Origin of the sequence: Streptomyces sp. NPDC048565, assembly GCF_040650935.1 — a bacterium.
GTDB lineage: Bacteria > Actinomycetota > Actinomycetes > Streptomycetales > Streptomycetaceae > Streptomyces.
In genome coordinates this window covers 204438-214134 of sequence record NZ_JBEZIH010000010.1, presented here as the reverse complement: position 1 = coordinate 214134, position 9697 = coordinate 204438, and the positions used below count along the sequence as shown (strand labels likewise).

General features: G+C 71.4%; 9 protein-coding genes. 1 reads left to right on the top strand and 8 read right to left on the bottom strand.

Annotation, left to right across the window (positions count from 1 at the left end; all coding sequences use genetic code 11):
• Positions 1-91: 91 nt before the first annotated feature.
• Positions 92-1378, bottom strand: coding sequence for an LAETG motif-containing sortase-dependent surface protein (locus AB0C75_RS15285; protein WP_362890833.1), 1287 nt, complete (start codon positions 1376-1378; stop codon positions 92-94).
• A gap of 289 nt (positions 1379-1667) precedes the next feature.
• Between AB0C75_RS15285 and AB0C75_RS15280 the strand changes: the two genes are divergently transcribed.
• Positions 1668-3083 (top strand): NAD(P)/FAD-dependent oxidoreductase, encoded by a 1416-nt coding sequence (locus AB0C75_RS15280; RefSeq protein ID WP_362890831.1) that lies wholly within the window; start codon positions 1668-1670, stop codon positions 3081-3083.
• Between the two features lie 23 nt (positions 3084-3106).
• Here AB0C75_RS15280 and ssuE read toward each other — a convergent pair whose 3' ends face one another.
• The 7 genes from ssuE to AB0C75_RS15245 all read right to left on the bottom strand — a co-directional run bounded on the left by ssuE (position 3107) and on the right by AB0C75_RS15245 (position 9694).
• Positions 3107-3664, bottom strand: coding sequence for an NADPH-dependent FMN reductase (ssuE, locus tag AB0C75_RS15275; protein WP_362890829.1), 558 nt, complete (start codon positions 3662-3664; stop codon positions 3107-3109).
• Positions 3665-3720: 56 nt separating this feature from the next.
• On the bottom strand, positions 3721-4491 hold the full coding sequence (locus AB0C75_RS15270) for an alpha/beta hydrolase (RefSeq protein ID WP_362890827.1): 771 nt from the start codon (positions 4489-4491) through the stop codon (positions 3721-3723).
• A 68-nt stretch (positions 4492-4559) separates the two neighbouring features.
• Positions 4560-5900 (bottom strand): NtaA/DmoA family FMN-dependent monooxygenase, encoded by a 1341-nt coding sequence (locus tag AB0C75_RS15265; RefSeq protein WP_362890825.1) that lies wholly within the window; start codon positions 5898-5900, stop codon positions 4560-4562.
• Positions 5901-5941: 41 nt separating this feature from the next.
• On the bottom strand, positions 5942-6823 hold the full coding sequence (locus AB0C75_RS15260) for an ABC transporter ATP-binding protein (RefSeq protein ID WP_362890823.1): 882 nt from the start codon (positions 6821-6823) through the stop codon (positions 5942-5944).
• Positions 6820-7734: an ABC transporter ATP-binding protein gene (locus tag AB0C75_RS15255; protein ID WP_362890821.1), complete on the bottom strand. Its 915-nt coding sequence runs from the start codon at positions 7732-7734 to the stop codon at positions 6820-6822. The genes AB0C75_RS15260 and AB0C75_RS15255 overlap by 4 nt, the downstream gene beginning before the upstream one ends.
• Positions 7731-8618, bottom strand: a complete 888-nt coding sequence (locus AB0C75_RS15250) for an ABC transporter permease (protein WP_362890819.1) — start codon at positions 8616-8618, stop codon at positions 7731-7733. The genes AB0C75_RS15255 and AB0C75_RS15250 overlap by 4 nt, the downstream gene beginning before the upstream one ends.
• A gap of 2 nt (positions 8619-8620) precedes the next feature.
• Complete coding sequence (locus tag AB0C75_RS15245) at positions 8621-9694, bottom strand: ABC transporter permease (protein ID WP_362890817.1); 1074 nt, start codon at positions 9692-9694, stop codon at positions 8621-8623.
• Positions 9695-9697 lie beyond the last annotated feature (3 nt).

The following is a 9697-nucleotide window of genomic DNA, read 5'->3' as shown; positions in this document are numbered from 1 at the left end:
GTATCGGGGCGACCCTCCGCCTTGCGATCGCACGCACCGGACGCCGCCGGGCCCGCCCTTCGGGCGGACGGCGCTACTTTCGAAACGCGCCCTAGTTGCTACCGGCAGCCGCACGCCTGCGGACGGCGTAGAAGATGCCGCCGCCGGCGATCAGCGCTGCCACCGACGCGCCCACCATCGGGAGGGTGGAGTCGGAGCCGGTGTTCGCCAGGTCGCCGCCCGTCGCCGACTGCGCGGCGACGCCGTCGGTGGCCGAGCCGCCGGTGGTGGAGGCGCCCGTCGACGATCCGCCGGTGGTGGACCCGTCGGTCGAGGAGCCGCCGGTGGACGAACCCGCGGTCGAGGAACCGCCCGTGGAGGAGCCGCCGGTCGACGATCCGCCCGTCGAGTCGCCGGCACCGGCGTTGACCACGATGTCGGCGGTGTCGTTGTCCGGGTTCTTGTCGAAGGACCGTTCCGCCCCGGTGAAGGAGACCTTCCCCTTCGCCCCCTCGACGGCCTTGTCGATCCGCAGGACGAACGGGTATGTCTCGCCGCCGTCCTTGTTCACCCACGCCTGCGAGGTCCCGCAGGTGTAGTGCGTCTTGGAGACCGCGTCGCAGTAGTCGTGGGCCTTGACGACGGAGGTTCCCTCCGGGATCCGAATGTCGACGGTCGTGGCGCTCTGGTCAAGACCGCGGTAGACCCAGGCCGGGCCCTTGTTCGTGAACTTGACCGACGCGGTGACCTTGTCGCCGACCTTGCCGTCGAGCTCGGCGCCGGTCAGGGAGAAGTCGGCCGTGTTCTCCGTGGTGACCTCGCCGATCGAGTAGAGCTTGTCGTGGTCCGCCCGGTCCTTGTCGGTCGCCTGGCCCTTCTCGACCAGCTTCAGCGGGGCGCCGGTGCCCGGCACGGGCTCCGACCCGCCGCCGTCGGAGTCTCCGGGCTCCGTGGTGTCGATGCCCACGTTGACCTCGTCGTGCAGCGCGTTGTCCCCGGCCTTGAGCCCGATCGGCTTGTCCGGTACGTAGACGACGCCGGGCTTCAGCGGCTGGTCGAAGGCGCACTCCGCGACGCTCTGCTCCGGTGCCTCGTCGTACGACGGCTCGGTGTGGTACTCGCAGTTTCCGTACTTGTCCGCAGCGGCCAGACCCGACGTGACGGAGTAGCTCACCCAGACCTTGTCGACGTCCTCGGTGCCCTTGTTCAGCACCGAGAACGGCACATCGACGCCGCTGCCCGGGTGCGCGCCCGTGATCGGCGCGATCGGACCGACCCCGAGGTCCGGTTCCGCGGCGAAGGCGACGGCGGGCATGGAAGCGAGCCCGGTCATCGCGGCTGCGGCGAGTACACCGATCGCGGCGCGCGAAAGACGGCGGCCGGGAAGGGGGTGTGTCATAGAAGTTCCCTCGTCGTGGCGTGCGGTGGAAGAAATGCCGTCTCCGGCATGAACACTTACCGCATCGGGAGACGTGTACGACCATCGAACGGTTGCACATACATCTATTACTTCCGGCCCGGGAGCGGACCCGGCACAGGTCCGACACGGGTCGGGCACGGGGTGGGTGCGGACGGGGCACAGGTCCGGCACAAGCCTGACGCCGCCCCGGGGGCCACCCGGGGTCCCGTTGTCGGCGTACGTGAATATCCTGGGTGCCCTGGCCATCGGCTGACAAAGGAGTCCGAAGGTGCCATCGATGCTGGATGCCGTCGTCGTGGGGGCGGGCCCGAACGGGCTGACAGCCGCGGTCGAGCTGGCGCGCCGCGGGTTCGCCGTGGAGGTGTTCGAGGCGGGGGAGACCGTCGGGGGCGGCGCCCGCACCGAGGAGCTGACCCTCCCCGGCTTCCGCCACGACCCGTGTTCCGCCGTGCACCCGCTGGGCATCGGATCCCCGGCCTTCAAGGCGATGCCGCTGGCCAGGCACGGCCTCGAATGGCTCCAGGCACCGCTGTCGCTCGCCCACCCCTTCCCGGACGGCTCCGCCGCCGTGCTCACCCGGTCCGTCGGGGAGAGCGCCATGTCGCTGGGCCCCGAGGACGCGGGCGCCTACCGTAGGCTGGTCGCGCCCTACACCGGGCACTGGGACACCCTCGCCGAGGACTTCCTGCGCACCCCGTGGGACGGCCTGCCCCGGGACCCGTACCGCTGGGCACGCTTCGGTCTCGACGCGGTGCAGCCGGCCACGCTGCTCGCCCGGCGCTTCCGGGGGGAGAAGGCGCGTGGCCTGATCGCGGGTCTTGCCGGGCACACGATCGCACCCGGCAGCGGCTTCGCGACCGGCGGAATCGCCCTGCTCTTCGCGCTTGCCGCCCATGAGAACGGCTGGCCGGTGCCGCGCGGCGGCTCGGGGGCCATCTCCGAGGCCCTCGCCGCCTTCCTGCGCGAACAGGGCGGCACGATCCGCACGGGCATCGAGGTCAAGCGCCTGGACGAACTCCCGCCCGCACGCGCGTACATCTTCGACACCTCACCGACCGCGCTCGCCCGGATCGCCGGACTCGGCGGCGCCTACGACCACTACCGCTACGGCCCCTCCTGCTTCAAGATCGACTACGCGCTGTCGGGCCCCGTGCCCTGGACGGCGGATGAGGCCAGGCGCGCAGGCACGGTCCATGTCGGCCCCTCCGCCGCCGAGATCGACGCGGCCCTGCGCGCCGCCGTGGCCGGCCGCGCCCCGAGCGTCCCCTTCCTGATCACCGCACAGCCCAGCGTCGTCGACCCGACCCGCGCCCCCGAAGGCCGCCATGTCTTCTGGGTGTACGGGCACGTCCCGGCCGGCTGGGAGGGCGACGCCACCGAGGTCATCGAGCGCCAACTGGAGCGGTTCGCCCCCGGCTTCCGCGACCTGGTCCTGGCCCGCGCGGTGGCAGGACCGCCCCGGCTCGCCGTGCGTAACGCCAACTACGTCGGCGGTGACATCTCCACCGGGGCGTTCGCCGGGCTCCAGACGGTGCTCAGGCCCAAGCTCGCCCGCGTGCCGTACGCCACCGCGCATCCCGCGGTCTTCCTCTGCTCGTCGGCCACCCCGCCGGGCCCCGGTGTGCACGGCATGTCGGGGCACCACGCGGCGAAGGCGGTGTGGCGGCGCCTGAGGGCAGCCTGAGGGGAGGGCGTCGGCCCCGTTCCTCAGCCCGTGGGTGCGAGCACCGCCGTACGTCCGCCCAGCGCCCGGGAGAAGGTGTCGGTGACCTGGGCGAGAGCCTCCGCGGTGCCGGGTGCGACGGTCAGCGTGCCGTCGTCGTCGGCCGTGATGTCCTTGTCCAGCGTGAACCAGCCCGGCACGATGTGCGCCGCTCCCATGGAGCTCAGCACCGGCCGCAACGCGTAGTCGATCGCCAGCACATGGGCCGTGCTGCCCCCGGTGGCCAGCGGCAGCACGGTCTTGCCGGTCAGCGCGAACTGCGGCAACAGGTCCAGCAGTGTCTTCAGCAGCCCCGAGTAGGCCGCCTTGTAGACGGGGGTGCCTATGACCACCCCGTCCGCCCACTCGAACAGCGCCGTGGTCTCGACGACGGCCGGGTGCCTGAAGTCGGCGCCCAGCAGGGCCTGGGCCGGCAGGTTGCGTACGTCCAGCGGCGTCACGTCGTGCCCCTGGTCCCTGAGCCGGTCGTCCAGGTGCCGCAGGAGCCGTCCGGTGCGGGAGGTGGCGGAGGGACTGCCGGAGACGGACAGGATGGTTGCCATGGGGAGAGCCTTTCTCTACGGGGCGGAATGACCGGCACTGCTGTGCGGGGCAGCGGCTACCACGCACTCGAATCGACCGACACGACCGGCACGAGCCCGTTGCGCAAGGTCTCCAGGAAGGTGACGATCTCCGCGGCCACTGAGCGGTGCTGCGTGTCGTTGAGCACGTCGTGGTGCGCCCCCCGTACCACCGAGAGCCGGGTCTTCGGGAGCGACTTCGCCGTACGCACGAGTGCCTCGCGGTCCGCGAGCGGATCGGCTTCGCCGGTCAGGAACAGCGCGGGGACATCGATACCGGCGCCGTGCGCCGCGGCGAGCAGAGCCTCCGGCACCGCCTCGTCGAGCGCGCCCCGCCGGATCCCGGTGTCCTCGGTGAGCCTGCCCCGGTGGGCGGGACAGGCAGTACGCACATCGAGCTCGTCCTCCCAGCCGCCGACGGCCGCGGTCCCTCCGCCGGGAATCCCCGCGAGGACGACGGCGTCCGGCCGCGCGGCCTCCGGTACGTCGGCCCGGCCGAGGAGCGCCGCGACCGCGACGGCTCCGCTGTCCGCGCCGACCAGTACGAGGGGGCGCACGACACCGTCATCATCCGTGGCCGAGTCCTCGGCTGCCGCGGCGAGTTGTGCGCCGAAGCGGTCCAGCGATCCGGTCGGGTCGCCCTCGTCGAGGCCGGGGGCGTCGATGACGCGGACGCGGTAGGCGTCGGCGGCCAGCCGGCTGCCGAGCCTGGTGTAGGTCGCCCGGGTCTCGCCACGGCCGGGCACCACGAGGACGGTGGCGCGGGTGCGCAGGCCCTCGGGGGCGTGGTAATCCGTGTACTCGATCATCTCGGATCAGACTCCTGCGTGTGTGCGGGTGCGGTCGCGTACCGGTCCGGAGGGCTTCGCGGAACGCATCAGTCGTTCGCGAGCGCGCGCTCGGCGGTGTGGCGGTTCGTGGGGACGGGCAGTCCGAGGTTGCCGCGCAGGGTGTCGGCCTCGTACTCGGTGCGGAACAGACCGCGCTTCTGCAGGAGCGGCACCACGCCGTCCACGAAGCGGTCGAGGTCCTCGTTGTTGCGGAAGGCGAGGTTGATGCCGTCCAGGGTGCCGGCGTCCGACCACTTCTCGATGGTGTCGGCCACGGTCTCCGGGGCCCCGACGAACGGCGAGCGGCGGAACGCGTTGACGGACTCGGCGACTTGACGCAACGTCAGTTTCTCCGCCGTCGCGCGCTCGATGATCCTGCCGGCGCCTGTCCTGCCGCCCTTCTCCGCGAGGTGGGCGACGTCGGGGAACGGCGCGTCCAGGTCGTGCGTGCTGAAGTCGTACGCGCCGAAGGAGCGGCCCAGGAGCGCGAGGTTGCTCGCGAAGTCGTTGTCCTCCTCGAAGATCTCCCGCTCCCGGCGCCTGGCCTCCGCGTCGGTCGCGCCGACGATCGGACCGCCGTGGATGAAGACCTTGATGTGGTCGGGGTCGCGCCCGTAGGCGGCGGTGCGCTTCTTGATGTCGGCGTAGTACTCCTTGGCCGATTCCAGCGTGCCGCCCGGCGCGTAGATGCCCTCGGCGACGCGCGCGGCCAGGTCGCGGCCCTCGTCGGAGACCCCGGCCTGGAAGATGACCGGCTGCCCCTGCGGCGAGCGGGAGATGTTGAGCGGCCCGGCGACCTTGAAGTGCTCCCCGGCGTGCTCCAGCGCGTGCAGCCTGGACGGGTCGAGGAAGACTCCGCGCTCCACGTCGGCGGGGAAGGCGTCGTCCTCGTAGGAGTCCCACAGACCGCGGGCGACCTCCACGAACTCCAGCGCGCGGCCGTAGCGGGTGGTGTAGTCGAGGTGTTCGTCGAGCCCGTAGTTCTTCGACGTACCCGTGTCGAAGCTGGTCACCACGTTCCATCCGGCGCGCCCGGAGCTGATGTGGTCGAGGGAGGCGAACCTGCGGGCGAGGTTGAACGGTGAGTTGTACGTCGAGCTCGCCGTGCCGACCAGGCCGATGTGCTTGGTGTGGGTGGCGACGGCGGAGAGCAGGGTGAGCGGCTCGAGCCGGTTCAGGTAGTGCGAGGGGTAGGTGGAGTTGATGAACTGGCTGTCGACGACGAACAGTGCGTCGAACAGGGCGTGTTCGGCCGCCTGGGCCTGCTGGATGTAGTAGTTGATGTCGATGCTGGCGTTCTTCGCGACGCGCGGGTCCTTCCACAGGCCGTGCTGGCCGGGGCCGCCGACGCCGTACGGGTGCAGTGCGAGATGGATCCTGCGGGACATGGGTGTTCCTCTCGGTGGTGCGGGGAGTCGGTGGTGCGGGCTCAGTCGCTCAGCCGGGCGCGCAGGGCCTCGCGCTCGGCCCGGCCGGTGGTCCGCTTGTGCAGCGTCGGAGCGGAGCCGACGAGCAGGCGCGTGTAGACGTGCTGCGGGTGGGTGATGACGTCACGTGCCGCCCCCACCTCGACGAGCTCCCCCCTGTAGAGCACGGCGATGCGGTCGGCGGTCCCGGCGATGGAACCGAGATCGTGGGAGATGAACACGAGCGAAGTCCCGGCCGAGCGCAGCTCCTTGAGGATCTCCAGGACCTGGACCCGGTTGGCGGAGTCCAGGGCGCTGACCGGCTCGTCGAGGATGACCAGGGCGGGCTCCGTGACCAGGGCGCGGGCCACGGCGACCCGCTGGCGCTGCCCGCCGGAGAGCTCCCCGGGCAGCCGCCCGAGCAGGTCGGTGGTCAGGTGGACCCGGTCGAGGAACGCCCGGCCGCGTTCGGCCGCCTCCTTGCGCGGCACCCCCTGGATCAGCAGCGGCTCGATCAGGGAGTCCTCGACGGTGAGGTCGGGGTCGAGGCTGCGCAGCGGATCCTGGAAGACGTACTGGACGATGCCCCGGCGGCGCAGCGCGCGCCACCGGCGGTTGCCGTAGCCGGTCACCTCGTCGCCGCCGACCCGGATCGAGCCTGCCGAGGCACGCACCAGGCCGAGCACGGCGCGGGCCAGCGTGGACTTGCCGGAGCCTGTCTCGCCGATGACACCGACGGTCTCGCCGGGTGCGATGCTCAACGAGACACCTCGCAGGGCGCTCCGGCCCCGGCGCCCCCGGCCGTAACGGACATCGAGACCCTCGACGGCCAGGACCGGGGAGGGAGCCTCTTTCTCCTGGACTGCGACCTGGGCCTTGCCAGTCTGTGGCGACGCGACGCTCATGACGCCTCCTCGGGGCTCGGGCTCTCCTGGGCGAGGAACTTGTCCAGGCCGTAACTCTCGTGCTCGGCCATCAGCAGCCGGGTGTACTCGTGCTGCGGGTCGTGCAGCACCGAGCGTGTCGGGCCCTGCTCCACCACCTCGCCCTGACGCATGACCAGGACCTCGTCGCACAGCTGGGCGACGACGGCCAGGTCGTGGGAGACGACGACGAGTGCCAGGCCGGTGCGTTCGCGCAGTTCGGCGAGCAGGTCGAGGATCTCGGCCTGGACCGTGACATCGAGTGCCGTCGTGGCCTCGTCGGCGATCAGGGCTCGCGGTTCGACGGCGATCGCCGCGGCGATCAGGACGCGCTGGAGCATGCCCCCCGACAGCTCGTAGGTGTACTGGCCGTAGACCAGCTCCGGGTCCCGCAGCCGCACCGCCCTCAGGAGGCCGAGTGCGCGCCTGCGCGCCTCGCGCCGCTTCACGCCCTTCTTGACCCGGATGACCTCGGCTATCTGGGCACCCACCCGGATCGACGGGTTGAGGTAGGACGCCGGGTCCTGGAAGACGGCGCCGATCGTGGTGCCCCGCAGGGCGGTCCACTGCTGGGGCGTCAGCGTGGCGATGTCCGTCCCGTCGATCTCGACGGTTCCGCCGGAGACCTCGAAGTGCGGGGGCAGGATGCCGAGCACGGCCCGGCAGGTGAGGGTCTTGCCGCTGCCGGACTCGCCGACGATGCCGACCGCCTTGCCGGGGGTGAGCTCGAAGCCGACGCCGTGGACGAGCTCCCGGTCGGTGATCCGGTCGCTGATCCGGACGTCGCGTACGGCGATCACCGGAGGAGCGGCGGGGACGGCCGTACCGGCGGACCCGTCGCTCACGGGTTCCTCGGTGTGCGGCGGGGCGGTGTTCTGGGACAGGGTCCTCATCGGGAACCTCCCACGGAGACGGGGGCGGACGTGCCGGTGCGGGCCCGGGCCTTGCGCTGGTCGACCAAGGCGCGTCCCGCCTCACCCGAGACGTCACGGATGGCGTCGGCGAGCAGATTGCACGCCCAGACGGTGACCATGATCAGCAGCGCCGGCGCCACCGGGGCCCAGGGCTGGTGGCTGAGGTAGCCGAGATCGGAGGCGAGCAGCCCGCCCCAGGTGGGAGCCGGAGGCTGGACGCCGATTCCCAGGAAGGTCAGGCTGGAGACGATGACGAAGCCCACGCCGATGGTCTGCGCGAGCGCCACCGCGATCGGCGGGAGCACCTTGACCCAGACATGGCGGCGTACGACCCAGCCCACCGAGGCGCCGGAGACGATGGCGGCCTCCACGTACGGCGAGCGGGCCACGGCCAGCGTGGCGGCCCTGGACACCCGGTAGAAGAGGGGCGAGACCAGCGCGCCCGTGACGAGCATGGCCTGCGTGATGCCGTTGCCCAGCAGTGCGATCACGGCGATGGCGAACAGCAGGAACGGCAGGGCGACCAGGGTGTCGGCCAGCCGGAGGGTCAGCCATTCGAAGACCCTGCCGGAGTAGACCGACAGGATGCCGGGGATCGCACCGACGACGAGGGCCGTCAGCGCGACCTCCAGCGAGCCGAGCACACTGATCCGTGAGCCGTCCAGCAGCCGGCTGAACACATCGCGCCCCAGGTAGTCCGTGCCCAGCCAGTGGGCACCCGAGGCCGACGCCAGTGTGTTGTCGCTGGTCGCCAGGGGATCCTGCGGGGCCAGCCACGGACCGCAGACGGCGAGCAGGGCGATCAGTACGAGGATGCCCACGGCGATCCGGCCGGATGTGAGTGAGAGGACGCGGCGCACCATCGTCATACCCCCCGCTGGGATGCCGGCATCACACGTGCCAGCACCAGATTGATGATCAGGTTGAAGGAGACGACCAGCACGATCGACACCACGAGCACGCCCTGTACGGCGGGCACGTCACCGGCCTGTGCCGAGTCGTTGGCGAACCGGCCGAAGCCCTGGAGGCCGAAGATCCACTCGGTGACCACGGAGGCGCCCACCAGCGCGGGGAACTTCTGCCCCATCGTGGCGAGGGCGGGCCCGAGTCCGTTGCGCAGGACGTGTGCGAAGAAGATCCGCCGTGGACTCAGCCCCCGGACCACCGCTCCCGTCACGTAGTTCTCGCCGTAGGCCGCGACGAGGCCGGCCCGCAGCTGGCGGGCGACGTCGGCGATGACGTCGAAGCTCAGCGCGAGCGCGGGGAGCGTGATGTGGGCGAGCCAGGGGCCGAAGCCCTGCTCGGCCGGGACGTAACCGGCCGAGGGGAACAGCCCGAGTCCCACCGCGAGTACCGCGACCAGCACGATGCCGACGACGAAGGCCGGCATCACCGAGATCACGGTGACGAAGCCCGTGATCGCCCGGTCGACGAGGGTGGTGCGCCGCAGCGCCGCCACCGTGCCGAGGACGAAGCCGACGACCACACCGATGATCAGGGCGAAGACCGCGACCGAGAGGCTCACCCCGAGGCCGAGACCGATCAGCGTGGAGATGTCGGCCCCGTTGACCCAGCTGGTGCCGAGCCGGCCGTGCAGGACGCCGGAGAACCAGTCCCAGTACTGGGCCAGGAAGGACTTGTCGAGACCCCACTCCGCCTCGATGCGCTGGATGGCGTCGGGGGTGGCCTCCTCGCCCAACTGGATGCGAGCCGGGCTGAGTCCGCTCATGGAACGCAGCGCGAACGTCACGAAGGTCGCCACCAGGAACACCGGTACGAAGATCGCGACCGACCGGCCAAGGGCGGCCGCCACCCGCCCCGCCGCATGCCGCGCCCTGACCGCGCCGACCCGGCGGCGGCGCTCGGGAGACCCGTTCTCGGGCGACACGTGCTCAGGAGAGACGCGCTCAGGAGTGACCTCTGGTGTGGTCGTCGTCATGGG

Bases quoted from the DNA above. Each gene is read 5' to 3' on its own strand.
- AB0C75_RS15255 (WP_362890821.1), bottom strand. From the start codon at position 7,734: ATGAGGACCCTGTCCCAGAACACCGCCCCGCCGCACACCGAGGAACCC.
- AB0C75_RS15250 (WP_362890819.1), bottom strand. From the start codon at position 8,618: ATGGTGCGCCGCGTCCTCTCACTCACATCCGGCCGGATCGCCGTGGGC.
- AB0C75_RS15260 (WP_362890823.1), bottom strand. From the start codon at position 6,823: ATGAGCGTCGCGTCGCCACAGACTGGCAAGGCCCAGGTCGCAGTCCAG.
- AB0C75_RS15265 (WP_362890825.1), bottom strand. From the start codon at position 5,900: ATGTCCCGCAGGATCCATCTCGCACTGCACCCGTACGGCGTCGGCGGC.
- AB0C75_RS15270 (WP_362890827.1), bottom strand. From the start codon at position 4,491: ATGATCGAGTACACGGATTACCACGCCCCCGAGGGCCTGCGCACCCGC.
- ssuE (WP_362890829.1), bottom strand. From the start codon at position 3,664: ATGGCAACCATCCTGTCCGTCTCCGGCAGTCCCTCCGCCACCTCCCGC.
- AB0C75_RS15245 (WP_362890817.1), bottom strand. From the start codon at position 9,694: ATGACGACGACCACACCAGAGGTCACTCCTGAGCGCGTCTCTCCTGAG.
- AB0C75_RS15285 (WP_362890833.1), bottom strand. From the start codon at position 1,378: ATGACACACCCCCTTCCCGGCCGCCGTCTTTCGCGCGCCGCGATCGGT.